Source organism: uncultured Mailhella sp., assembly GCF_944324615.1.
Classification (GTDB): Bacteria; Desulfobacterota; Desulfovibrionia; order Desulfovibrionales; family Desulfovibrionaceae; genus Mailhella.
In genome coordinates, this window is sequence record NZ_CALUWY010000002.1 from 113,426 (window position 1) to 138,377 (window position 24,952).

General features: G+C 60.3%; 24 protein-coding genes. 15 read left to right on the top strand and 9 right to left on the bottom strand.

Translation table 11 applies throughout. The features are described from left to right. The first annotated feature begins 182 nt into the window (after window positions 1–182). From hypF to Q0K07_RS01150, 4 genes are all read left to right on the top strand, one after another. A complete protein-coding gene (hypF, locus tag Q0K07_RS01135; protein ID WP_294555267.1) occupies window positions 183–2,603 on the top strand; it encodes a carbamoyltransferase HypF in 2,421 nt (806 codons plus the stop codon). 161 nt (window positions 2,604–2,764) lie between these two features. Continuing rightward, window positions 2,765–3,706 carry a metalloregulator ArsR/SmtB family transcription factor gene (locus Q0K07_RS01140; protein WP_294555270.1) on the top strand — a complete coding sequence of 314 codons (942 nt, stop codon included), beginning with the start codon at window positions 2,765–2,767 and terminating at the stop codon, window positions 3,704–3,706. Between the two features lie 37 nt (window positions 3,707–3,743). Further along, complete coding sequence (gene ahcY, locus Q0K07_RS01145) at window positions 3,744–5,168, top strand: adenosylhomocysteinase (RefSeq protein ID WP_294555273.1); 1,425 nt, start codon at window positions 3,744–3,746, stop codon at window positions 5,166–5,168. 53 nt (window positions 5,169–5,221) lie between these two features. Beyond that, the gene (locus Q0K07_RS01150) at window positions 5,222–5,422 is read left to right on the top strand and encodes a hypothetical protein (RefSeq protein ID WP_294555274.1); all 201 of its coding nucleotides are present in this window, start codon (window positions 5,222–5,224) and stop codon (window positions 5,420–5,422) included. 273 nt (window positions 5,423–5,695) lie between these two features. Here the strand turns inward: Q0K07_RS01150 and Q0K07_RS01155 are convergent, their stop codons facing one another. The 8 genes from Q0K07_RS01155 to Q0K07_RS01190 all read right to left on the bottom strand — a co-directional run bounded on the left by Q0K07_RS01155 (window position 5,696) and on the right by Q0K07_RS01190 (window position 12,615). Continuing rightward, window positions 5,696–6,082 (bottom strand): MFS transporter, encoded by a 387-nt coding sequence (locus Q0K07_RS01155; protein WP_294555277.1) that lies wholly within the window; start codon window positions 6,080–6,082, stop codon window positions 5,696–5,698. A 21-nt stretch (window positions 6,083–6,103) separates the two neighbouring features. Next, a complete protein-coding gene (locus Q0K07_RS01160; protein WP_294555280.1) occupies window positions 6,104–6,727 on the bottom strand; it encodes an MFS transporter in 624 nt (207 codons plus the stop codon). Window positions 6,728–6,825: 98 nt separating this feature from the next. Further along, window positions 6,826–7,449 (bottom strand): TIGR00725 family protein, encoded by a 624-nt coding sequence (locus tag Q0K07_RS01165; protein WP_294555283.1) that lies wholly within the window; start codon window positions 7,447–7,449, stop codon window positions 6,826–6,828. A gap of 9 nt (window positions 7,450–7,458) precedes the next feature. Then, complete coding sequence (locus Q0K07_RS01170; protein ID WP_294555286.1) at window positions 7,459–8,289, bottom strand: ABC transporter permease; 831 nt, start codon at window positions 8,287–8,289, stop codon at window positions 7,459–7,461. Between the two features lie 62 nt (window positions 8,290–8,351). Continuing rightward, a complete protein-coding gene (locus tag Q0K07_RS01175; protein ID WP_294555289.1) occupies window positions 8,352–9,434 on the bottom strand; it encodes an extracellular solute-binding protein in 1,083 nt (360 codons plus the stop codon). Window positions 9,435–9,471: 37 nt separating this feature from the next. Then, window positions 9,472–10,503 carry an ABC transporter ATP-binding protein gene (locus Q0K07_RS01180; RefSeq protein ID WP_294555292.1) on the bottom strand — a complete coding sequence of 344 codons (1,032 nt, stop codon included), beginning with the start codon at window positions 10,501–10,503 and terminating at the stop codon, window positions 9,472–9,474. 18 nt (window positions 10,504–10,521) lie between these two features. Then, window positions 10,522–11,295, bottom strand: coding sequence for an ABC transporter permease (locus Q0K07_RS01185; protein WP_294555295.1), 774 nt, complete (start codon window positions 11,293–11,295; stop codon window positions 10,522–10,524). A 453-nt stretch (window positions 11,296–11,748) separates the two neighbouring features. Then, window positions 11,749–12,615 carry a pyridoxamine kinase gene (locus tag Q0K07_RS01190; protein WP_294555298.1) on the bottom strand — a complete coding sequence of 289 codons (867 nt, stop codon included), beginning with the start codon at window positions 12,613–12,615 and terminating at the stop codon, window positions 11,749–11,751. 284 nt (window positions 12,616–12,899) lie between these two features. On the opposite strand from Q0K07_RS01190, the gene rpmH reads away from it, so the two are divergent. The 7 genes from rpmH (at window position 12,900) to pssA (ending at window position 18,185) form a co-directional block, all read left to right on the top strand. After that, on the top strand, window positions 12,900–13,034 hold the full coding sequence (gene rpmH / locus Q0K07_RS01195; RefSeq protein WP_077072108.1) for a 50S ribosomal protein L34: 135 nt from the start codon (window positions 12,900–12,902) through the stop codon (window positions 13,032–13,034). 129 nt (window positions 13,035–13,163) lie between these two features. Beyond that, window positions 13,164–13,559: a ribonuclease P protein component gene (gene rnpA / locus Q0K07_RS01200; protein ID WP_294555302.1), complete on the top strand. Its 396-nt coding sequence runs from the start codon at window positions 13,164–13,166 to the stop codon at window positions 13,557–13,559. Beyond that, entirely contained in the window at window positions 13,556–13,831 is a 276-nt protein-coding gene (gene yidD, locus Q0K07_RS01205; RefSeq protein ID WP_077072106.1) for a membrane protein insertion efficiency factor YidD, read from the top strand. The genes rnpA and yidD overlap by 4 nt, the downstream gene beginning before the upstream one ends. Beyond that, complete coding sequence (gene yidC, locus Q0K07_RS01210) at window positions 13,824–15,425, top strand: membrane protein insertase YidC (protein WP_294555306.1); 1,602 nt, start codon at window positions 13,824–13,826, stop codon at window positions 15,423–15,425. The genes yidD and yidC overlap by 8 nt, the downstream gene beginning before the upstream one ends. Before the next feature lie 12 nt (window positions 15,426–15,437). Continuing rightward, complete coding sequence (locus Q0K07_RS01215) at window positions 15,438–16,508, top strand: Jag N-terminal domain-containing protein (RefSeq protein ID WP_294555309.1); 1,071 nt, start codon at window positions 15,438–15,440, stop codon at window positions 16,506–16,508. 174 nt (window positions 16,509–16,682) lie between these two features. Beyond that, the gene (locus Q0K07_RS01220; protein WP_294555312.1) at window positions 16,683–17,339 is read left to right on the top strand and encodes a phosphatidylserine decarboxylase family protein; all 657 of its coding nucleotides are present in this window, start codon (window positions 16,683–16,685) and stop codon (window positions 17,337–17,339) included. A 12-nt stretch (window positions 17,340–17,351) separates the two neighbouring features. After that, window positions 17,352–18,185: a CDP-diacylglycerol--serine O-phosphatidyltransferase gene (gene pssA / locus Q0K07_RS01225; protein ID WP_294555315.1), complete on the top strand. Its 834-nt coding sequence runs from the start codon at window positions 17,352–17,354 to the stop codon at window positions 18,183–18,185. Window positions 18,186–19,582: 1,397 nt separating this feature from the next. Here the strand turns inward: pssA and Q0K07_RS01230 are convergent. Beyond that, window positions 19,583–21,184, bottom strand: coding sequence for a BCCT family transporter (locus Q0K07_RS01230; protein WP_294555318.1), 1,602 nt, complete (start codon window positions 21,182–21,184; stop codon window positions 19,583–19,585). A 478-nt stretch (window positions 21,185–21,662) separates the two neighbouring features. Between Q0K07_RS01230 and Q0K07_RS01235 the strand changes: the two genes are divergently transcribed. The 4 genes from Q0K07_RS01235 to Q0K07_RS01250 all read left to right on the top strand — a co-directional run. Next, window positions 21,663–23,549: an alkaline phosphatase family protein gene (locus Q0K07_RS01235; RefSeq protein WP_294555321.1), complete on the top strand. Its 1,887-nt coding sequence runs from the start codon at window positions 21,663–21,665 to the stop codon at window positions 23,547–23,549. 80 nt (window positions 23,550–23,629) lie between these two features. Beyond that, on the top strand, window positions 23,630–24,160 hold the full coding sequence (locus Q0K07_RS01240) for a hypothetical protein (protein WP_294555324.1): 531 nt from the start codon (window positions 23,630–23,632) through the stop codon (window positions 24,158–24,160). 102 nt (window positions 24,161–24,262) lie between these two features. Then, window positions 24,263–24,694 (top strand): OsmC family protein, encoded by a 432-nt coding sequence (locus tag Q0K07_RS01245; protein ID WP_294555326.1) that lies wholly within the window; start codon window positions 24,263–24,265, stop codon window positions 24,692–24,694. Between the two features lie 139 nt (window positions 24,695–24,833). After that, window positions 24,834–24,952 (top strand): FAD-dependent oxidoreductase (locus Q0K07_RS01250; RefSeq protein ID WP_294555332.1); only part of this gene is annotated, 119 nt, incomplete at its 3' end.

Here is a 24,952-nt window from a genome sequence, read left to right on the forward strand (position 1 = left end):
GTTCCCCGGCGGAATCCGCCGCCCGCCTTCTGCGGAACATCCTCTCTCGGCAGATTCCAGAGGCATGATCCTATGTTATTGCGGAAGCATTCTCAAGGGAAAAAGCGGCCCCGTGCCCGGCCGGGAGGGCGCGGCGCTTTCCTTCGGCGACAACGGAGGATATACTCCCGCACGGAGGAAGCATGACGGCAAGGCATATCTACATTCTCACCGGACAGGTTCAGGGCGTGGGCTTCCGGCCCTTCATCTACAGAGAAGCCGCGCGGCTCCATCTCACGGGCTTCGTGGGCAACACGCCGGAAGGCGTACGCATCGAAGTGCAGGGGGAAGAGGAAGCCCTCGCCAGCTTCGCCCGCTTTCCCGAACATCTCCCCCCCCTTGCGCGCATCGCCTCCCTGACGCGGAGCGAACACTCCCCCCTGCCGGAAGAGGATGCCTTCCGCATTGAAAAAAGCACGGCCGGAGAACACCGCGGGCACAGCGTTCTCGTCAGCCCCGACGTGGCCCCCTGCGAGGAATGCCTCGCCGACATGGCGGACCCGGAAAACCGGCGCTTCGGCTATGCCTTCACCAACTGCACCAACTGCGGGCCGCGCTACACCATCACGCGTTCCATTCCCTACGACAGGCCGGTGACGAGCATGGCCTGCTTCCCCCTGTGCCAGCCCTGTGCGGAGGAATATCACAATCCTCTGAACAGGCGCTTCCATGCCCAACCCAACGCCTGCCCGGACTGCGGGCCCGTGCTCTGGCTGGAGGCGAAAGAGGACGTCCTGCCTCCGTCTCATCGAGAGCCCCTTTCCCCCGTCTGTGCGGAAAGAAAGGCGCGCTACAATCTTGCGGACAACACCATCATGGGAAGGCAGGCCGTTCCCGCCCTCCTCGCCGCGCTGAAACAGGGATACATCGCGGCCGTCAAGGGACTCGGCGGCTTCCACCTCTGCTGCGATGCGCACAATGAAAAGGCCGTTGCCGAGCTTCGCCGCCGCAAGGCACGGCCGCACAAGGCCCTCGCCGTCATGGTGGCGGATGAGAAAAGCGCCGCGCGCTTCGCCCGCATAAGTCAGGACGCACGCGCTCTGCTCTGCTCCCCCGCGCGGCCCATCGTCATCTGCCCGCGCAGAAAGGCCTCTCCCGGCACAGACGATGCGGATATGCTGCCCGACATCCTTGCCCCCGACACCGCAAGCATAGGCCTCATGCTCCCTTCCACACCGCTGCACCATCTGCTCTTCCACCCGGAATGGACGGGCGGAAAAAAGGAAGACGCCCTGAGCGCCCTGGTCATGACCTCGGGCAATCCCCACGGCGCGCCCCTGTGCCTCGGCAACCGCGAAGCCGGAAAACGCCTTGCCGACATGGCCGATCTCTTTCTTCTGCACGACCGCGACATTCTCGTGCGCGTGGACGACTCCGTCGTTTTTCCCGCCGGAGACGGCGCTCCCCGGCTCATGGTGCGCCGGGCGCGCGGTTTCGTGCCCTCTCCGCAGAAGCTTCCCCCGCGTCCTTCCCGCAGCGCCGGAGACTGCGTCTTTGCCGCAGGCGCGGAACTCAAGCACACCTTCTGCCTCACCCGGGGAGACGAGGCCTTTTCCAGCCAGCATATCGGCGATGTGAGCCGGGCGGAGAACCTCGCCTTCTTTGAAGAGACGCTGCATCACATGCTGGGGCTTCTGGAAGTGGAACCCCGCCTTGTGGTGCGCGACCTGCACCCCGATTATCTCTCAAGCCGCCTTGCGGACGATTTTGCACGGCAGCGCGGCCTGCAGGAACTTCCCCTCCAGCATCACGTCGCCCATGTCTGCGCCGTCATGGCGGAACACGGCCTGACCGAACCCGTCCTCGGCCTTGCGCTGGACGGTTCCGGTCTCGGGGATGACGACACCATCTGGGGCGGGGAACTTCTGCTCGTCCGGCCCGGAGCATGGCAGAGGCTGGGGCGTTTCTCCCCCTTCCCCCTGCCGGGCGGAGAGGCCGCCATACGCTCGCCCTGGCGCACGGCGGAAGCGCTGTGGCGCGCCGCAGATCTTCCCGATGTTCCGCGCCCGTGGCTTGAAGACTCGCCGGAACGCGCCCGCCTCGCCCCCATGCTGAGGGAAATGATCGTACAGGGCATACGCTGCCCGGAAACCTCAAGCTGCGGCCGCCTGTTCGACGCTGTTTCCGCCCTCTGCGGGCTCTGCTTCGACATCACCTTCGAGGGACAGGCTGCCATACGCCTGGAGGAAGCCCAGAATACCGCTGAACAGGGCGCCTATGAACTGCCCGTTCTGGAACGCGACGGCCTTCTGGTGGCGGATGTGGTGACGCTGTTTCGTGAGGCGGCGGAGGATCTCCGTGATCCCGGGCGCCTCGCCCGGCGCTTCCACACGGGCCTTGCCCGGGGGCTCGCCCGCTGGGCCCGCCTTGCCGCCGACCAATGCGGCATCACCCGCGTGGCTCTCTGCGGCGGAGTGTTCAACAACCGCACGCTCCTTGCCTCCCTGCCCGAAGAACTGCGCCGCCTCGGCCTCACCCCCCTTACCCCCCTGCGCTTTCCCGCAGGGGACGGTTCCATCTCCCTGGGACAGGCCCTCTGGGGCGACTGGTTCCTCGGAGCATGACAGCCTGCGGAAGCTGAACGCAGGGGGCAGGCTTTTCCCCTGCGGCAGCCTTCTCTGCGCCCTTCTGCCGGAGAGGCGGCAGGCCAAACTTCTTGACTATATGCAGATAAGCGGATATATTACATCGAAAAATCTTGATATTTGTAACATTACAGTAAGTTATGAAAGCCCTCCGCTATCTCAAAGCCCTTTCGGATGAAACGCGCCTGCGCCTTGCGCTGGTGCTTTTTCATTACGAACTTTCCGTCAACGAACTGGTCTCGCTTTTAAACATGGGGCAGTCGCGCATTTCGCGTCACCTCAAGATTCTTACGGAAGCGGGGCTTCTTCAGTCGCGGCGCGACGGCCTGTGGGTGTTCTATTCCGCGGCCACGGAAGGGGAGGGGCACGAATTTCTGAGCAGCGTCATTTCCTTCATGCAGGAGGACGATTCCTGCCGCACCGACCTCGACATGGCCTCCCGCATCATTGAGGAACGCGCCCTGAAGACAAGGCAGTTCTTCAACGAAATAGCCGACGACTGGGACGAAATGAACCGCGAAATTCTGGGGGATTTTTCCCTGCCCGACGTGATCCTGCGCGCCGTGCCCGAGAACTGCGGCGTGGCCGCCGACCTCGGCTGCGGCACGGGCGAAGTGCTGGAACATCTGCGCGGAGCCTGCCGGGAGCTCATCGGCGTGGACGATTCCCCCCGCATGCTGGAACTGGCGCGCCGCCGTTTCGGCGACAACATGAACGGCATTTCCCTGCGCATAGGCGAACTCGACTACCTGCCCCTGCGCGACGGAGAAGCCGACTTCATCTGCATCAATCTCGTGCTGCATCATCTTTCCCGGCCGTCCACATCGCTGGGAGAAATAGCGCGGGTTCTGCACCCCGGGGGCCTTGTGCTGGTCACGGACTTCGACCAGCATTCCCAGGAATCCATGCGCACCATGTACGGCGACCGCTGGCTCGGCTTTTCGCTGGACGAGCTTTCCGCCGCGCTTGTCAAAACCGGGCTGACCATTGTGGACTACCGCCGCCAGCCCGTGAAAAAGGATCTGGCACTGCACCTTATTCTGGCCCGCAAGAACGCCTCGAAGGCTTCTTCCGGGCTGTGATTTTCAACCCTTTTTTTCAACCCTTCAGGGAGCCATCATGTCCGCCAAGAATCTCGACCTGTCTTTAAACTACAAAATAGCCGACATCAGCCTTGCCGACTTCGGCAAGAAGGAAATCCAGCTTTCCGAACGCGAAATGCCGGGCCTCATGGAACTCATCCGCCGCTACGGCGACAAGAAGCCCCTCAAGGGCATGAAGATCAGCGGTTCCCTGCACATGACCATTCAGACGGCCATGCTCATCCGCACGCTGTATGCACTCGGCGCCGACATCCGCTGGGCCTCCTGCAACATCTTCTCCACGCAGGATCATGCCGCCGCAGCCATTGCGGAACAGGGCATGGCCAAGGTCTTCGCCTGGAAGGGTGAATCTCTGGAAGATTACTGGTGGTGCACGGAAATGGCCCTCACCTGGCCCGACGGTTCCGGCCCCGACCTCATCGTGGACGACGGCGGCGACGCCACGCTTCTCATCCACAAGGGCGTGGAAGCGGAAAACGATCCTTCCGTGCTCGACCGTGCTCCTTCCTGCAAGGAAGAGGGCATCATCATGGAACGCATCGCCCTCTCGCTGAAGAACGATCCCACCCGCTGGCACCGCGTGGCCGAAAAGGTGCGCGGCGTTTCCGAAGAAACCACCACCGGCGTGCATCGCCTGTATCAGATGGAAAAGGAAGGCAGGCTGCTCTTCCCCGCCATCAACGTGAACGACTCCGTCACCAAGTCCAAGTTCGACAACCTGTACGGCTGCCGTGAATCCCTGGCCGACGGCATCAAGCGCGCCACCGACATCATGGTGGCCGGCAAGGTGGTGGTCGTGTGCGGTTACGGCGACGTGGGCAAGGGCTGCGCCGCCTCCATGCGCGGCTTCGGCGCCCGCGTGCTCGTCACGGAAATCGACCCCATCTGCGCCCTTCAGGCCGCCATGGAAGGTTATCAGGTGGTCACCATGGAAGATGCCCTGCCCTACGGCGACATTTACGTCACCTGCACCGGCAACTGCGACGTCATCACCGGCGAACACATGATGGGCATGAAGGATGAAGCCATCGTGTGCAACATCGGCCACTTCGACAGCGAAATCCAGATGTCCTGGCTGGAAGCCAACCCCGAATGCCGCAAGATGGAAATCAAGCCGCAGGTGGACAAGTGGTTCCTGCCCTCCGGCCGCTCCATCATCGTGCTGGCCGAAGGCCGCCTGGTGAATCTCGGCTGCGCCACGGGTCACGCAAGCTTCGTCATGTCCAATTCCTTCACCAACCAGGTGCTGGCTCAGATGGACCTTGCCGCGAACAAGCACGAAACGCGCGTGTACACCCTGCCCAAGAAGCTCGATGAGGAAGTGGCACGGCTCCACCTTGCCCGCCTCGGCGCGAAGCTCTCCACCCTCACCCAGAAGCAGGCCGACTACATCGGCGTTCCCGTGGACGGCCCCTTCAAGAACGACATGTACCGCTACTGATACCCGGCTTTTCCCCGTATTCCAACAGGGGAAATGTTTCCAAAGGCAGGGCCATGAATGCAGGCGATGAAGAGTTGCCCGCATTCATGGCCCTGCTGCATGGAAGACTTCTTCTTTACCATGTCCTCTTTTTACTTTTAACCATACCTTCCGAGCAGGTCCGTCTCACCAAAACGCAAGGGGACACCAGCAATTGTGTCCGCCATGCCCTGTCCGTCAGAAAACCGGCGCAGGATGGACTGACTCTTTGTTGAAGATACCGCTCAGAAAAAGCGTTGTGGGCATTCCGCCCCCTTTTTCAAAGAGCGGCCCCGCACCGGGTATTTTCCCTGCCGCCACAGTCGGCAGCCGCCGCATACCCGTTATTTTTCGTCCTCACTTATGATTATTCTGGAAGACATATCAAAATACAGCATCGGAACAACCGCCCAAAAAGACACTATCGCCATAATGATGTAAACCATGTTGATATTCCATATTGAAGCGATAAATCCGAACAACAACGGCGTGAAAATATTTATCATACCTCATACAAATGAATTTATGGAAAAAATTTTGTCGTACTTTCCTATATCCTGAAAAGGAACGGTGATAATGGCCTGAATGACGGGAACAGTGCCTTTCGTTAACAGCCCGATGAAGAATGCAAAAAACATGATAACGGGCAGAGATGTTGAATAGACAATTAAAAATAAAAGTATGGCCACCATACTCTCTGTAACGATAAATACGGTTTTTGGACCATACATATCCAGCAATCTCCCACAGGCCATCTTTCCCACAAAAGAACCGACCGTAAACCCAACGGCAAATGTTCCTACTATTTCGGGGGAAAATCCTTTGAAAAGTATGAGCATCGGTAAAAACGTAAATATTTTTTCATTCCCGAAGGTATTGAGAATACTTGCCGCCATGGAAAGAATAACGGACTTGTCCTATAATATTTTTAAAGAAGGTATGTCTGATCTGGCATGTACAAATCTGTCTTCGACAGTATCATCCTTTGAATACACGAACAAAAAAACGGCAGAAATAATTCCTATGATTCCGAATAAAAAACTGACAAATTTCCATCCCGAAACATTAAAAAAGGTAAAGGCGGACATATATCCGGCAAGTGCTATGAAAGGTATTCTTCCTATATCTCCTATGGCGGTAAAGTCACTCAATATTCTTCCCAACTTTTTTCTTTCCGTATGTACGGTCAGATAGGAAAAGCATATATTATGAAATAAGCTGTATCCGAACATGACGACCGTAAAGTTTACTCCTACAAAAAGAAAATCCGAATAGAAAAATACGGCTACGAAACCGACTCCGCCTACGCCAATCAGCAGGGAGATGGTTCTCAAAGGGCTTAAATAACGAGACAGAAATATGGTTGCCAGGCCCGCAACGGTTCCCAGGGCGGTTCCGAAGGAAACTACCATACCTATTTCCTTTTCACCCAATCCATACGCCAGTGCTACGAACGTCAGAAGCACTGGTACGGCATCGAAAAAACCATCGTTCATGCTATGATATATATTCAGAAGAGCATATTTCTTTTTAGGTAGCATAAGTCCGCCTTGGATTAACTTTCCTGCATAAACAAAAATGAAAAAGCCTGCGGACAAACATCCGCAGGCTTCGACATCCTACTTCAACGGCACAGGGCCTAGGCTTTTTCAGGCAGCCCCAGCACCGCACGGCAGAGGGCGGTTTCCACTTCATCCAGCGAATCGACAAGCTGCAGCCCTTCCACATACGGAGGCCTGCACAGGCCGAACACTCTTTTGCCGAACTGCAGGGAAAGGGCTATTTCGGAAATGGTGCCGAGTCCGCCGCCCACGGCCACCACGGCCACGGCGGCGCGGGCGATGAGCGCGTTGCGCGCTATGCCTATGCCCGTGGACACGGGCACGGTGACGTAGGCATTGCCCTTTCTCCAGTCATCTTCCGGCAGAAGACCCACGGAAATGCCGTGACCTTCCTTTACGCCGAGGCACACGGATTCCATGACGCCCTGGCGGCCGCCGCAGAGCACCGTCAGGCCGAGACCGGCAAGTCTGCGCCCCAGCTCACGGGCCGTGGCCCGTTCCTCATCGGAAGCCTCTCTCGGCCCGATGACGGCGACAGGCGGACGCAGAGGCGTCCCGGATTCCTTCTGAAGCCAGCGCACGGCTTCCACTTCCGAAATTTCCCGACCCTCCACCAGGGAATCGTCGGGAACCCAGGTCATGGTTTCGGCATCCAGACGGTTCCTCCCGTCATGGAGCACACGCTCCGTCAAATACAACATAATGGCTCCTTATGCTCTCTTCAGGCGCTGTTCCCTGCGCATGGCAATGACTTCCGCAACGCCCATGATCATGCTGCATGCTCCGAGCAGCACCAGCGAAATGGCGGCGGCCTGTGAAAAATTGGTGCCGGTATCGGAAATGCTGCTGTAGAGAAGCAGCGGCAGGATGTTCACCTGGGAACCCACCAGCGCAAGGGCCGTGCCGTAGGCGCCGAAGGCCACGGCGGCCACAAGGCAGAACGACACGCCTATGGTGGGCATGAGTTCCGGCAGAAGCACGTCGAAAAAGGCTCTCAGTCTGGTTGCGCCCATGGAATTGGCCGCCACGAGAAGACTGCGGTCGAAGTTGGTCAGCGCAGGAAGAAGGAGCAGCACGACGCGGGGAATGAGGTAGTAGCAGTAGGCAAGGGCCAGGCCCACGGGGCTGTACACAAGGCCCGCCACCCAGTCGGGAGAAACGCCCACCTCGGCAAGCAGCAGCGTGATGAAGCCCGCTCTGCCGAAGCAGAGGATGAAGCCGTACGCAACGATGAGGCCGGAAAACGTCAGAGGCAGGGAAATACAGAACATGGCGAAGAGCCGGGCCTTTTCCTTCATGGTGGAAAGGCGCAGCGCCACAGGCACCCCCACGAGCACGGAAAGCGCGCCTGCGGTCAGCGCAAGCAGGGTGCTCCCCTTGAGCCCCTTGAGGAACAGCGGGTCGCTCCACAGGCTGAAGAATGCTTCCCCTTTGTCGAGAAAGGGTTCCACCAGCACGCTGCCGAGAGGCACCAGAAAGAACATGACCAGCACGGCGAAGGCAGGCAGAGCCAGCAGCAATATCTTGATCGTCTTATTCATAATTCACCTGCCCGGACCCGCCCCGGGATTTCCCGGAGCGGGCGGAGGGTTATGGACTCTTGTTATTTGCCGAGAATGAGCTTGGTCCAGTTCTCGTCGATGAAGCTCTTCTGCGCCGAGGCCTTCACGATATCCAGAGGCTGCACCTGAGGAGCGTCGGGCATGTAGGCGCGCATCTTTTCAGGAATCTTCACGGTGGGCACGGAAGGACGGACGAAACCGTCCACGAACACGGCCTGTCCGGCGTCGGACATGACCCAGTTCAGCCAGAGCTTGCCGGCGTTGGGGTTGGGGCCGTTCTTGACGAGGCTCATGGCGTAGGGAGCGGCCACGCTGGCTTCCCTGGGAATGACCACCACGCAGTCGTCGCCCATGCCGTCGATGAGCTTGGCCTTCAGGCCGTCGCCTTCATAGGCGATCCAGATGGGGATTTCGCCCTTGATGAACTTGGCATAGGGCGTGGTGCCTTCGGTACGCAGCACGTTGCCGTTCTTGTGCAGCTTGGCGAGGTATTCGATGCCGGGAAGCACGTTGTCCACGCTGCCGCCGTTGCCGTAGGCCGCGCCGAAGGTGAGCACCTGGCCCTGACCGGTGGAACGCGGGTCAAGGTAGACGATGCTGTTCTTGTATTCGGGCTTGAGCAGATCTTCCCACGACTGGGGAACGTTCTCCACCAGCTTCTTGTTTACGAGAAAAGCCACCACGAGCTGATGCACGATGAACCATTCGCCGTTGGCGTCACGATAGGCTTCGGGAAGCTTGTCGAAATTGACGGGCTTGTAGCCTTCCAGCACCTTCTTGGCCTTGGCGTCGATGGCGGAGGCGGCGAAATAGTAGGCCGTGTCGGCCTGAGGACGACGGCGCGTCTTGTCGAGGGCAACGACGGTGGCGCCGGAACCGATGTCGTTGTACACAAGTTCCACGCCCTTGTAACGTTCCTGGAACGCCTTGAACTCATTGGCCCAGTTGGCCCACGTCGGCCCGGTATCGAAGGAGACCACCATGCCTTCCTTCAGCGCTTCCTCATAAAGCTGGCGCTCGCCGGGGTACAGCTCGGGGCCTTCAAAGGCCGCCGCCACGGAAGGAACGGTCAGAGCGGCGGCTATAACCATACCTTTAAGAAAACCGGACATCTGTTTCATCATGCTCTCCTCTATGGGAAGTGCCGCATAAACGGCGTTTTCAGGCTTCTTCAAAGGGCAGAAGCTGCACGGCCTCGGGAGCTATGCCCACTCTGGTGAAAGAGCGCCTCCGCGCCGTTTCGCCCTGAATGCCGCTGTCGCCCACGGAAAAGATGTAGCGGCGCACGGCGCCCAGGAAGGAATCGTTGGAAATGACGCCGTCGAAGACGTTGACCGTCTGCTCGGGGTCGGGCATCACCCTTTCGGGACGCACGAGCACCGTCACCTTGTCGCCGCTCTTGTAGGGCGCGCAGGTGCAGCGCAGTTCCCCGAAGGGCACGCGCACGGTATCGGCATCCACCACCACGCCGTCCCAGAGGTTGGCGTGTCCCACGAAGGCCGCCACACGGCGGTTCACCGGGGCGTCGTAAAGCTGCTGCGGCGTGGCGATCTGAATAAGCCGCCCCTGATGCATGAGGGCGACCTTGTCCGCCATGGAAAGGGCTTCTTCCTGGTCGTGGGTCACATGCAGGGCGGTAATGCCCTGTTCCTTCTGAAGGCGGCGTATTTCCCGGCGCAGTTCCACGCGCAGACTGGCGTCGAGCGCGGAAAGAGGTTCGTCGAGCAGAAGCACGTCGGGGTTGAAGCCCAGTGCGCGGGCCAGAGCCACGCGCTGCTGCTGCCCGCCCGACATGGAACTCGGAAGCCTGTCGGCAAAAGCCGCAAGCCCCACGCGCTCCAGCATGTCCAGCGCCTTGCGCCTGCGTTCCGCAGGCGGCACCTTGCGGATCTTCAGAGGATAGGCCACGTTTTCCGCGCACGTCATGAGAGGAAAGAGCGCATAGGACTGGAACACCATGCCCACATTGCGCAGTCTTGCCGGAACCCCGCAGACATCCCGTCCGTTGATGAGTATCCTGCCGCTGTTCGCCTGCTCGAACCCCGCCACCAGCTTGAGCATGGTGGTCTTGCCGGAGCCGCTGGAGCCGATGACGGCCACAAGCTCCCCGTCCTCGGCGGAAATGTTGACATCATGAACGCCGATTCCCGACGACGGATACACAAAGGAGCAATTTTCAATCACGATGCTCATAAGCTTTCTGCGTGCCTCTTAGTGTTTCTTGGATTTGGAGGCCGAACGGGCCGTCAGCGCGCTTCCGGCCGCACTGGCGCATGCCAGAAGCAGCAGGACCATGGTGGTGGAGCAGGCGAAGCCGGTGGCTCCATAGAAGGACTGCAACAGCACCACGGGGTAGGTGCGGTTCAAAAATCCGGCGATGAGATTGGTGATCTGGAATTCCCCGATGGAAATGGCCGAAACCACCACCAGGCCGGAAAATATGCTGTGCTGAAGTGAGGGAAGGATGATATGGAAGAATCTCTGGCCGAAGGAAGCGCCCAGAGATTCCGCCGCAAGTTCAAGCCTGTCCAGATGCAGGTGTCGTATGTCCGCCACCAGCGTCTGGAACATGTAGGGCAGCGTGGAGACCACATGCGCCGCAATGATGAGCCAGGTGGCCCCCAGGAAGGGCATGGCGTCCGTGGAGAAGATGAGGATGTAGCCGAAGGCGAGCACGGCCGGGGGGGCGGCAATGGGCATGATGGCCAGAAAACGTCCCGTAAGTCCGGCAATCTTCCCCATGCTGCGGGTGAGGGCATAGGCCAGCGGCACGGCCAGGGCCGTGACGATGACGCAGGTGGATACGGCCACTTCCAGGCTGACGACGAAGGCCCGCCGGAAGCTCGGGTCGTTCCATACATCCAGATACCAGCGCAGGGTGAAACCGGTGGGCAGAAACGTGTTCGTCCAGGTTTCACCGAACGAGCCTATCAGCAGCAGGGCGATAGGCAGAAAAATGTACACAAGATAAGCGATGACGAGCATGGTTCCTCTTTGTCGGAATCATTTCTTCCGGCAGTCTGTACTCCTACGGGCTATGAAGCAATCAACCTAACCTGCCTTTATGACGGTTAGATTACGCAGGGATGCCGCTTTTAATCAACCTAAAAAAATAATGGTCGTACCTGTTTTTGCGTGCCACCCTGCCGGAAAAAACAGGACAAAAAAAGGCAAGAAAGCAGTTTTTTCCTTTTCTGTCAACAAGTTGAAACATTTCTGAACCATCCTGCCCCTCTTCGGAAGGCCCGGATTCCGCGGCTTTTTCAGACAAAAAATTTTTTGCCCGAAAGTACGCGTTAGCAGAGAGGCAGCCCGTTCCGCCGGGCATGGCGGCACGCCGCCTCAGGCAGAGCGCCGCCCCGGATCCTGCCCTCCGCCCCCTTCCTTAAAAAAGCATGCTGCAGAAGGCCGGGCGGCGGACAGGCGCAGAAAAGGCGCTCAGAACTCCGTGTAGCTTCCGCCGGTGAAGGGCATGCGCAGCGAGGGAAGCGTGCGCTCCAGCAGCACGCCGTCGCGGTGCGGGGTATCGTAGCCGTAGGTGGCCTGTATGCCGAGATAAACGAAATGCACGGCCCGGTCCACGGCCACGGGCAGGGAATCGCCCTGCAGCAGGCTCCCGGTGAGCACGCTTGCAAACGCATCGCCCGTGCCGGGATAGAAGGCGTTCATGTGCGGCACCTCCACCTGCCAGAAACGGCGGCCGTCATAGGCCACGGTGGCCGTATTCCCGGGGCGGGCGGCGGGAGCGCTCGTGATGACCACGGCCGAAGGCCCCATGGCCGCAAGGGCCCGGAGCTGATCGCGCAGTCCCTCGCGGCTGATGTCGGGCCGGTACGTTTCCCCCAGAAGGAAGGCCGCTTCCGTGAGATTGGGGGTGATGATGTCGGCCTGCCCCACAAGACGGCTCATGGCCTCCACCATTTCCGGCGTCTGCGTCGGATCCAGCGTGCCGTTGTCGCCGAGCACGGGATCCACCACGGCTATGCCTCCCGGCGCGCGGAATTCCCGGATGCAGCGGCCCGCAAGCCACGACTGGTCGGGGCTGCCCAGAAAACCGGAATAGACCGCGTCGAACATGAGGCCCATGCGCGCCCAGTGGTCCATGATGGGGCCCATCTGCGCGGTGAGGTCGAGAAAGGTGAAATCGTCCACGCCCGAAGTCTGGGAGGACAGCACCGCCGTGGGCAGGGGGCAGACCTGTATGCCCATGGTGGCGAGAATGGGAATGGCTACGGTGAGAGAGGCACGGCCGAACCCCGAAAGGTCGTGTATGGCCGCAACGCGAAGTACGGGAACGCCCTGCATGACTTTGCTCCTTCGCCGCGCATGCGGCTGACAATACGGCGCATAGTATGCACAAAGCCCTCATTTGTCACGCAGGGCGGCCCCTGTGCGGAAAACGGAAAAAACAGGAACCATTCTGCGAAAAAGCGCATTTTAATGCTTGCCCGCGGCCTTCTCCCGGCATACACATAGGCATCGCCCCGGCCCGGGCAACTTTCCGGCGCGCCGCCCCGCTTCCGACTTGACGGACAAGGCAAGGCGCGCTATATCTGCATGTTCCAATCTCAGTAAGGAGACCGCGCGTCATGAAAAGAACGTATCAGCCCAGCAAAATCAGCAGAAAGCGTACCCACGGCTTCCGCGCCCGCATGAGCACCCCCAACGGCCGCGCCATCATCAGCCGTCGCCGCGCCAAGGGCCGCAAGAGCCTGTCTGCCTAACCCACAGGTGCGCTTCCCGGTCCCTCTCCGGAGGAAACCGGGCAGAGTATGCAAATGTTTCGGGCGCGGCGTTTCGCCACGCCCACATTTTGCGTTTAAATTCTGTCCGAGCGCAGCATGGATGATTCCATGTCCCTGACCTGGCCCAGAGAACGGCGCATCACCCGCCGGGCGGAATACACCGCCTGCTACAGCGGGGGAGAACGCCGCTTCACGAAATACTTCGTCGTGTTCGCCCTGAGTTCCGGCATGGCCGGAACGGGGCGTCTTGGGCTTGCTGTCACCAAAAAATGCGGCAATGCCGTTGCACGGAACCGCATCAAGCGCGTCCTGCGCTCCTTCTTCCGCCTGCATCAGCATGAAATGCCCCCCATGGACATTGTCGTCACGCCCAAAAAGCATCTGCGTGCCGACAAGTTCGACCTCAGCCTTGCGGAAAACGAACTTCTGCCCCTGCTCGCCGAGCTTTCTGAAGCACCAGGGGCGGAAAACGCCGCACCCACCCCTTCAGGAGACGCGGCATGAACCTCGCCCAGCGGCTTCTCATCCTGCCCATCAGGTTCTATAAGCGCTGCATTTCGCCGCTTTACCCTCCCTGCTGCCGCTTCTATCCCTCCTGTTCCACCTATGCCATAGAAGCCATTGAGCGGCACGGTCCGCTTAAAGGACTCTGGCTGGCCATCCGGCGCATTCTGCGCTGCCACCCCGGAAATCCGGGCGGTTTCGACCCTGTGCCCCCCCTTTCAAACGATCATCCCTCTGCGCCCGGCGCAGACTCTCAGGAACGTCATGGATAACCGTCGCCTCATCCTTTCCGTCGTCATCTGCATTGTCCTGCTCTTCGGCTGGCAGGCCTTTTCCGAATACATGGGCTGGCTGCCCGAACAGCCCCAGCCCGCAGCCACCGAACAGCAGGCCCAGCCTGAAGCCGTTGCTCCCGTTCCCGCAGCCCCCGTCGTTCCCGTGGCCAAGTTCGTGCCTTCCGAAGGCCGCGAAGTGCGCGTGAGCACGCCTCTGTACGAAGCCGTGTTCCATTCCGGCGGCGGTGTGCTTCAGTCCTTCCAGCTGAAGAACTACAAGGCTTCCATCCTGCCCGACTCCCCGCAGTTCAACATGGTGTCTCCCGCTGCCGCCACCGTGGCGCCCATGGGCCTTCTGGTGAACGGCCAGCCTACCTGGAACATGGGTCAGTGGAGCTTCGACGGTTCCGACATCAGCCTGGAAACGGGCGAGGCCACCCTCACCTTCACCGGTGAAATGAACGGGATACGCATAAACCGCGTCATCACCTTCCATGCCGACACCTACCTCATGGATGAAAAGGTCACCCTGACGGCCGCCACCGCCACCCCCGCCGCGCGCGTGTCCTACAGCCTCGGCGCCACCAACTTCAGCGGCAAGAGCAACTACGACGCCATGAGCATGGCCTGGAACCTCAAGGGTTCCCTGGAACGCGACGTGGACGTGGAAGACCTCACCAAGGAAGGCGTGATGAGCTCCGGCGATATTGCCTGGGCCGGCCTCATGAGCAACTATTTCCTTTCCGCCGTTCTTCCCGAAGCCGGCCAGAACAGCGTGTTCAAGGGCCGCATCACCGAAGGCGGCGTGTGGCGCGCGGCCGTGGAACTTCAGGATGTCGCCCTCAACGCCGGACAGCCCGTCGAACTGAAGGCCTCCTGGTGGCTCGGCCCCAAGAGCCGCGACCTGCTCGACGCCGCCCCCAACGACCTGAAGTCCTCCGTGGACATGGGCATCTTCACCTTCCTTGCCGTGCCGCTGCTCAAGCTCCTCACCTGGTTTGAAGGCTTCCTCGGCAACTGGGGCCTCGCCATCATCCTGCTGACCATCCTCATCAAGATCGTCTTCTGGCCGCTGTCCCGCAAGAGCTTCAAGTCCATGGAACAGATGAAGAAGCTCCAGCCCCGCATGAAGCAGCTGCAGGAAAAGTACAAGAACGACAAGGAAGCCCTCAGCCGTGAGATGATGCAGCTCTACAAGACCTACGGCGTGAACCCCATGGGCGGCTGCCTGCCCATCCTCATTCAGCTTCCCGTGTTCGTGGCCCTGTATCAGGCGCTTCTCAACTGCATTGAACTGCGCCATGCCTCCTTCATCACCTACCTGCCCGGCACCGACCTGCTCTGGCTGGCCGACCTTTCCGTGAAGGACCCCTTCTACATCACGCCGCTCGTCATGGGCGCCACCATGTTCCTGCAGCAGTGGCTCAGCCCCGCCATGGGCGATCCGCAGCAGCGCAAGATCATGATGATCATGCCCGTGGTGTTCACGGTCATGTTCATCAACTTCCCCTCCGGCCTGGTGCTGTACTGGCTGTGCAACAACATCCTGTCCATCATTCAGCAGTCCTGGACCCTGCATAAAACCAAGTAGCAGGGGAAAGACATGAGCGAATCCAAAGAGTTTCTGGGGAAAACCCTGGATGCCGCCATCGCGGAGGCCTGCACCTACTACGATGTCCCCAGGGAAAAGCTGGAAATAGAAATCATTGAAGATGCGAAGACGGGCATCTTCGGCATCGTGGGAGCGCGCAAGGCCAGAATCCGGGCACGCCTCGCCACGCTGCCCGACTTCATGCAGAACCCCGCGGCGCTTCAGGAAAAGCCTGAAAAGCCCGAGGGCCGCCGTCGCCGCAATGACCGCCGCAAGGAAAAGGCCGAAAACGCCGAAGCGCCGAAGGAAGAGAACAGGGAAAACCGCCGGGAATCCCGGCAGGAAGCGGAAAAAGAAGCCGCGCCCGCGGCCTCTTCCCTGCCCGTGCCGCGTCCCTCAGCCGTGCCCGCGCTCAGCCCCGAGCCTTCCGCTGCCAGGGAAAGCAGCGAAGAAAAGGACGCCAGGCCTGAAGAAGGCGCCGACGCCCCCCGTGCCCGTCAGCCCCGCCAGCCCAGGCAGAACAAGGGAAACAACCGCAAGGAAGCCGCTCCCAAAAGCGAAGACGCCGACGCGCTGGAAAGCACCCTGCCCCGCGTGCCGCTGGCGGAACTCGACCAGGAAAAACTTGCGGAAACCACGAAAACCATCATCAGCAAGCTGGTGGCTCCTGTTCTGGACATCGAACCTGAAGCCGTGGATCTTTCCCTGGAAATCGGTGAAGACCGCCTCCAGGTCTCGGTGAAAAGCGAAGACACCGGCCTTCTCATCGGGCGCGACGGACAGAACCTCGCCGCGGTACAGTACCTCGCCTCGCGCATGGTCACCCGCGCCATGGGCGCGCAGGTGCGCCTGCAGGTGGATGCCGGCGACTATCACGTCCGGCAGGATTCCCGCCTGCAGGAACTGGCCCTTTCCCTTGCGGAAAAGGTGAAGGCCACAGGCAAGGTGCAGACCACAAGGCCGCTCAGCGCCTACCAGAGAAGAGTCATCCATCTGGCGCTGCAGGACGACCCCGAGGTGCAGACGCGCAGTTCCGGCGAAGGCGCGCTCAAGCATGTTGTCATCCTGCGCCGCAAGGATTAACATTCTCTCGCCCGGCAGACATGGTTTGCCGGGCGATTTCATCTCACCGGGCCGCATCCCGGTTCTTTTCCCCACGGCACGGGCAGCCCTGCGCGAGGCAGCCGACGCTCCGGCATGCCGCGGCCGCACCCTCCTCCCGCAGGAGGGGGACACCCCACCACAAAGGAGTTTTTGATGAACAAGCCCGGTATCGGTCTCGCCCCCGAAGGTGCTCCCATCATCGGTCTGCTTACCGTCGTTTCCCTCTGTTTCGCCATCCTGGACTGGTGGCCCGCCACCCTCGTCGCCCTTGTGGGCCTGTGGTTCTCCGTGCATTTCTTCCGCGACCCGGAACGCGTCGTGCCCCAGGAAGCGGGCCTTGCCGTCAGCCCGGCCGACGGACGCATCATCCGTATGGAAAAGCGCACCGATCCCATGAGCGGGGAAGAGCGGATGTGCATTTCCATCTTCATGAACATCTTCAGCGTTCATGTGAACCGCGCTCCGGTGAGCGGCACGGTATGCGGCATACGCTACCTGCCCGGCAAGTTCTTCAACGCCGCCTGGGACAAGGCCTCCACCGACAACGAACAGTGCCTCTGGCAGATGAAGGATGAGGAAGGCGACACCTGGACCTTCGTGCAGATCGCCGGACTCGTCGCCCGCCGCATCGTGCCCCATGCCGAACAGGGCGATACGCTCAAGCGCGGCCAGAGATTCGGCATGATACGTTTCGGTTCCCGCGTTGACGTCTATCTGCCCGCCGACTATACTTCTGCGGTTCGTATCGGTGAAGATGTGTTTGCCGGTCAGACGGTTCTTGCCAAGAAGTCCGCTTCAGTAGAAGCGTAAGAGAGGCTCACCATGCGCGATCCCAACAAGCCCGTGCCCCGCGGCGTGTACATTCTGCCGAATCTTTTCACCACCGCCAGCCTCTTTGCCGGATTCTTCAGCATCATTCTTGCCTTCAATCACCAGTTCGACTACGCGGCCTGGGCCATTCTCGTCGGCGCGGCCATGGACGGACTGGACGGAAAGGTGGCCCGCCTCACCGGCACGGCAAGCCAGTTCGGCATAGAATACGATTCTCTGGCCGACGACGTGACCTTCGGCGTGGCCCCGGGCATGCTGGCGTATGCCTGGCAGCTGCATGAATTCGGCCGTCTCGGCCTTGCCGTGGCCTTCCTCTTCTGCGGCTGCGCGGCCCTGCGCCTGGCACGCTTCAACGTGGGCGTGTCCACCACCTCCAAGCGCTTCTTTGTGGGCCTGCCCAGCCCTGCCTGCGCCTGCGTGCTGGCAACCTTCGTGCTGTTCATGCCCTATTATCCCGATTTCCTCATGCCCATCCTGCCCGTGCTCACGCTGCTCATGTCCATCATCGTGCCGCTGCTCATGGTCAGTCGTGTGCGGTACTTCTCCTTCAAGGAATTCGGCTTCATCAAGGCTCATCCCTTCCAGACCATGGTGGCCACGCTCATCGTGCTCAGCATGGTATTCTCCCTGCCCCGCCTGTTCTGCTTCCTCATTCTCATAAGCTACGTCATCTCCGGCCCGGCCTACACCTTCATTCTGCGCCGCAGAGGAAAGACCCTCGACCCGGAAGCCGCCGATGCCGCAAAGGCCGCTCAGAACGCCGCCAAAGCGCAGGAAGCCGCCAGAACGCAGGAAACCGCACCTGAAGAAAAGAAGGCGGAATAAATTCTCCCTTCATCCGTCAAAGGCCGTCCCGAAAGGGGCGGCCTTTTCTGGTTAAACACCTCTTCTCCGACCGGGGAGGATCACTGACCAGCACAGGGCTGCGGCAGGCGCGCCCTGCGACGCACAAAAGGCCGTCGGCTCTTCCGGGCGCGCTTCCATACCCGCTTCCGGCAGATACGAAACAAAGACCGCGTCCTCCCTCTGCGCGCTTTTTCGCCAGAACAGCCGAAAGTCCCCCTGCAAAAGCCCGGGCCTCCTGCGCCCCGCGCAGCGCACAGGTACCGCATACCGTGCCGGACTCCGCAGGCTTCCCAACAGGACAAGAAGCAGACAAAGAACGATGGCAAAACGCAGACGCACGGACGGGCATGAAGATCATGAAGGACGTGCTCAAGGACAGAAATTACACAAAGCGCAGGCGCGCGGGGCATAACGCATGGAAATGCCTGCCCCCTGTCCACCACAGCCTGCCGCCCAAAGGGACGGCGTATCCCGTACAGGTGCAGGGAATGCTGAGACAGCGCCTCCTGCCTGCCGCACTCCCGCAGGAGAAATCCCGTTGCTTGGGCCTGCGGTCGATACCGCGCCGCCGTATACAGAACCCTGAGGCCTCTGCCTGAAAGGGACACGGGAAGCGCCACGCTTTTTATTTCCGGCATGCCTGCTTCCATGATCCTGACCGATGCGCGGGAAACGCCACGCCTTCCCCCTTTTTCCTCTCCGCCGGGAACAGGCTATGCGCTGCCGACAGGCGCGCCCTGCGACGCACAAAAGGCCGTCGGCTCTTCCGGGCGCGCTTCCATACCCGCTTCCGGCAGATACGAAACAAAGACCGCGTCCTCCCTCTGCGCGCTTTTTCGCCAGAACAGCCGAAAGTCCCCCTGCAAAAGCCCGGGCCTCCTGCGCCCCGCGCAGCGCACAGGTACCGCATACCGTGCCGGACTCCGCAGGCTTCCCGGCGGAACAAGAGGCAGACAGGAAACGATGACAGAGCGCGGGAGGGCATAACGCATGGAAATGCCTGCCCCTGTCCACCACAGCCTGCCGCCCAAAGGGACGGCGTATCCCGTACAGGCGCAGGGAATGCTGACGCCAGCGCCTCCGGCCTGCCGCACTCCCATTGCAGTAACCGTTCCGCGCCTCAGACAATGGCCTGTCTCTTTTCTGAAAAAGGCTTATCTGCCCTTTCTGCGGCCCCCGGCAGGGCATATCCGGCCCTTTTCTGCATGCATAGAGGAAGAGCCGGATACGCCGCTTCCGTTCGTCTCAGGCCCCGCAGGGGCCGGAATCAGGCTGACTCCAGGCAGAGGCATGGAAAAAAAGCGACAGAGCCGGCCTTAAAAGAAAAGCCCCCGGGGAATGATTCCCCGGGGGCTCATGTTCAGGAAGAAATCCGATTACTTGGCCTTGGCTTCCTCATCAAGGCCGGAAGGCAGGCATTCCTTTTCCACAAAGTTGCAGAGCATGTAGTGCCCGTCCTTCTTGACGATCTTCAGCCATGCCACAGTCAGCAGCATGGTGGGCAGAGCCATGAGTGCGCCGGAGAAGTTGCCGAAGATCTTGGCCACGCCGAGGCCGCCGATGGAGAGAAGACCGAGAGCCAGCAGGGCCTGCACGAAAGCCCAGAAGGAGCGGTGCCAGCGGGCCGGGTCGTCGTTGACGCCCATGCGGGTGGTGGCCACGGAAGAGATGACGTAGCAGCCGGAGTCCACGGAGGTGGCGAGGAAGATGGTGGAGAAGGCGCAGTACACCAGCATGACGGCCTTGCCGAAGGGCAGGGTGTCGAGCACGGCCATCATGGCGGCGGGGCCGCCGGAGTTCTTGAGGATGCTCACCGCATCAAGAATGCCGTGGTACTGGATGTACAGGGTGTAGGAAGCGAACACGCCATGGATGAGATAGCCGCCGGCGCAGGTGCCCACGAGGCCCCAGGCGATGACTTCACGCACGGTGCGGCCGCGGGAAATACGGGCGATGAACAGGCCCATGAAGGGACCGTAACCGGCCCAGAACAGAGCGTAGAAAATGGTCCAGTCGCGGGGGAAGGTGCTGTCGCTGAAGGGCGAGGTCCAGAAGTTCATGTTCCAGAAGTTGCCCACGAACTTGCCGAACGCGTTGGTGAAGATGTCGAACAGGGAGGCGGTGGGGCCGCAGAGGGCGCCGTAGGCCACCATGCCGAGGGCGATGATCACGTTGATGTCGGAGAGCACCTTGATGCCCTTGTTCAGGCCGGACCACACGGACCAGGCAGCCACACCGGCGCTCACGATGAGCACCACGATTTCCACGGTGAAGGAAGGCTTGATGCCGAAGACCTGCTCAAGGGCGGCTTCCACGGTGGGCAGGGAAATGCACATGGTCACGGCCGTGCAGAAGAGCAGGCCGAGGATGAAGAACACATCGCAGGCGCGGCCGAGGATGCCGTTGGTCTGTTTGCCGAGCACCACTTCCGAGGCCGCGGAGATACGCAGCACGGGCTTGCGGCGGATATGGAACAGGTAGGCGATGGGCAGAGCGGTGATGAAGTAGGTGCACCAGGCATTGGGGCCCCAGTGCAGGAGCATGTAGGTGAGGGCCCAGTCAAAGGCTTCCGTGCTCATGGGTTCCGCATACTGAGGCGGAGTGATGAGGTCCCACAGAGGTTCCACGATGGACCAGAACATGACCGCGCCGGCCACACCGGAACAGAAGATCATGGCAACCCAGGAAGGCAGGGAATACTGAGGCTTTTCGCCGGGATCACCGAACTTGATGTCGCCGTAGCGGCTGCAGGCGAAGTAGACGCACAGAATGATGAGCCCCACGGTGATCCACAGATACAGCGAACCGAACTTGATGCTGAACGGCGTGTAGATGGCGCCGATGATTTCCTCAGAAGCCTTGGGGAAAAACAGCATGGGCAGGGCGATCAGCAGTACGCCGATCATGGCAGGCCAGAATATGCCCTTTTCCGGCCTGAGGTCGTTTTCCTGCTCGTGAGTGGTGTTGTTTGTTGCCATGACACTCTCCTCTCTCTCAAAGGTTTTCAGCAAAAGCTGCATGTAGGCTGCGCTTAGTTAAGCAAGGATTGTGCCAAAAAGCTCTTTTCGTCATAACCTGGTAATATTGTTATTTTTATCATCACACCTCCCCTTCTCCTACATCTTTTGCGACATTTTTTTCGCAAAACACGACAAATATGTCGCTATCAGGCAACTTGCCGAAAATAATAATGATTAATATTTTTTTCGGCATATTGTGACAGATTTGTCCGATTTTTTCGGCGCCTGGCGGCCCCCCTTGTGACGATCCTGGCGGAAACGCCCCCGGACACTTTTCATAACGGCCTGCAAACTACCTTATTTCTTTGGGAAAATTTTTATTTTCCGGCCTTGCACCCAGGCGTCATGCCCCTTTGGCACGCTTTTTGAATCATGCAGAAGCGGGAACGATGTTCCCCCCTCACGATAAGTACTCATACTTTGCAAGGAGTTTTACATGTCGCCCAAAGCCAAAAGAGCCGCACTCATCGGTTACGACTGCCTTATTCCCAAACGTCTTGAAGCGATGCTCGCCCAGGGCGGCCTGGACAACTTCCGCAAGTTCATGGCGGAAGGCAGCTTCATTCCCGAAGGCTACAACCTGCCCACCGTTACGCCTCCCTCCTGGGCCACCATCTGCACGGGCGCCTATCCCCGCACCCACGGCGTGGAAGACTACTACTATTATCACGAAGGCCGCAGCCTCGACTACAAGGAAACCTCTCAGGCCTTCGGTTCCGACATTCTGACCGCCCAGACCATCTGGGACGCCTGGGACAAGGAAGGCAAGAAGTGCATCGTGGTGAACTACCCCATGTCCTGGCCTTCCCACATGAAGAACGGCATCCTGGTCATGGGTCAGGGCCTCTCCCCCGCTGAAACCCGCTGGCCTCTGCACGGCAACGAACACAAGGAATTCCTCGCCTCGGAAAGCGTGATCTCCACCGATTACTATCCCATGGGCGTTCAGGGCCGCTTCGACGACGCCAAGGGCTGGAAGAACCTGCCCGACTGCGACGAACCCCTGGAAATGGAAGTGAAGATGCACTTCAAGGAATCCATCGAACCCCTGCAGGATCAGGTGTGGTACGGCCTCACCTGGGAAAGCGGCGACGACGGCTTCGACACCTTCGCCCTCTGCCCTGAAAAGGACTACTCCAAGGCCTTCTTCACCATCAAGGTGGGCCAGTGGAGCGAACCTGTGCAGCATGACTTCACCATTGCCGCCGACGGCCGCACCGAAAAGGGCGTGTTCCGCTGCAAGCTGATGCAGCTTTCCGACGACGCCGAAGAATTCAAGCTCTATGTTTCCGGCATTGCCGGCCGCATCGGCTTCATCTCTCCCGCCTCCGCCGCCGACCAGATCGACCTTTCCCGCCAGATCACGGCCAACGACATCGGTCTTGTGGCCTACCTGCACGGCATCATCGACACCGACACCGTGTGCGAACTGGTGGAATTCCACAGCGCCTGGCTCTGGAACGCCGTGAAGTGCCTGCTCACCGCCAACCCCGACTGGGATCTGTTCTACATGCACTCCCATCCCATCGACTGGTTCTACCATGGCTGGCTGAGCGAACTCGACAGCAAGGATCCTGAAGTGCGCGCCCGCGCCGAAAAGATGGAACGCCACATCTACACCGTGGAAGACCGCCTGCTCGGCAACCTCATGGAACTCATGGGCGACGAAACCCTCATGTGCGTGTGCTCCGACCACGGCGCCACCCCCATGGGCCCCATCCTCAACACCGCCCACGCCCTGAAGGAAGCCGGCCTGTGCTCCTATGAGCCCAAGAAGTCGGAAAACTACTGGGATATCTACGAAGAGACCGAAGGCTTCAACTACGTTCTCGACGTGACCAAGTCCCAGGCCGTGCCTCAGCGCTACATGTTCGTGTATGTGAACCTGAAGGGCAAGTACCCCGGCGGCATCGTGGAACCTGAAGATTACGAAAAGGTGCGCGACCGCATCATCAACGCCCTGCTCGACTACAAGCATCCTGAAACCGGCGAACGTCCCGTGCTGCTCGCCGTGCGCAAGGAAGATGCCCAGGTCTTCGGCATGGGCGGTGCTCAGGCCGGCGACGTGGTCTATGTGCTCAAGCCCGAATACATGGCTGAACACGGCTACGGCCTGCCCACCGGTGAATCCGGCTGCGGCAGCCTGAAGAACCTGCTCATGTTCCGCGGCCCCAACATCAAGAAGGGCTACCGCTATCCTCGTCCCCGCTGGCTGGCCGACATCGTGCCCACCCTCTGCTACATCACCGGCAACCCCATTCCCGCCGATGCCGAAGGTGCGCCCATCTACCAGATCATGGAAGACCCGAACCTCGTCAAGTAACACATTCCCGGGGCTCTGCCCCGGGATCCCCCGAAGCATACGGGCCAAGGCCCGCAACCCATATATGAAGGAACATCGTCATGGCTGAAAAGAAAGCAATCCTCGTGCTCAATGCTTCCGCCGACTCTCTGAAGAAGGCCGCTCTTCTGCCCAACGCCGACTGCGCGGGCCTTGCCGAAGCCGCCGAAGCCCTCGGCGCGGTGAAGGCTGATGCCGAAGGCATCGCCGCCGCCCTTGAAACCTCTGCTGAAACCGTGCTCGTTCTGGCCGAAGGCGACGCCGCCCTTGCCGCCGCTCTCGAAGCCGCCGACCGCCGCACCCTCGTGGTGGTGGCCAATGCCTCCGGCGCGGCCTTCCAGGGCCTTGCCATCAACGGCAAGATCGGCAGCGTCGACCGTGCCGTCAACGCTCAGGACATCGCCGTCACCATCGCCACCATCGCCGACCTGCCCATTTCCGAAAGCTGCACCGGCGCCATCATCTACCAGGTGATGAAGAACCCCAACCTGAAGCTTGACGAAATCAAGAAGCTCAAGGAAGCCATTGCCCGCATGGAATCCGTGATCCAGCGCGACAACCGCGAACCCTGGGACAAGCACGACTGCGCCTAGACTGCCAATCCGCACCCTCTCTCTCCGGCGCCCGGAGCACGCGCCGCGTACTCTCCGGGCGCTTTTCTTTCATCTTCAGCCCATCACGCAAGGATACAAGCCATGCAGCTTACCGTCGCCTATCACAGAAACGGGGATGTTCACACCATTGAAACCGGTGGCGCCGCCCTCGGCAACATCGTTATCGACAACACCAACGTGCCCGCCGATCAGCGCGGCGGCACGGCAAAACAGCTCCTCGGCGCGGCCGCCCTGTACTGCTACGCCGCGGCCCTGAACGCCGCCATGGAAGCGCGCGGCCTCAAGTACAACAGCCTCGATCTCACGGCCCTCATGGATGTGGACGCCAACGAAAAGGGTCAGAGCCGCGTGCTGAAGATCACCATCACCGCCAACGTGGGCATCGACGAAGAAGACCTCGACACCTTCGACCGCGTGGCCCGCGTCATGAAGAACGGCTGCCTGGTCACCGGCTCCCTCCATGACGGCATCGCCATGGAATACAAGCTCAACCCCGTCTGCGAAGACGACTAGTCCGCGTCTTTCCGGAAAAGCCTCCGGGCTTTTCCTCCCGCCGCGCCCCTGTCGCCGCGCGCCGTGGTCAGCCGCTTTTTTCCAGCGGCGCGCGCATTGCCGGCTTCGCGCGGCAAAGCTGTAAGGAAAAGGTTTTCCCATGCGCATCACTGTCATAGGTGCAGGCCCCGGCGGTTATACCGCCGCCTTTGACGCCGCAAAGCGCGGCGCGGAAGTCACCCTCGTGGAATCCACCTGGCTCGGCGGCACATGCCTCAA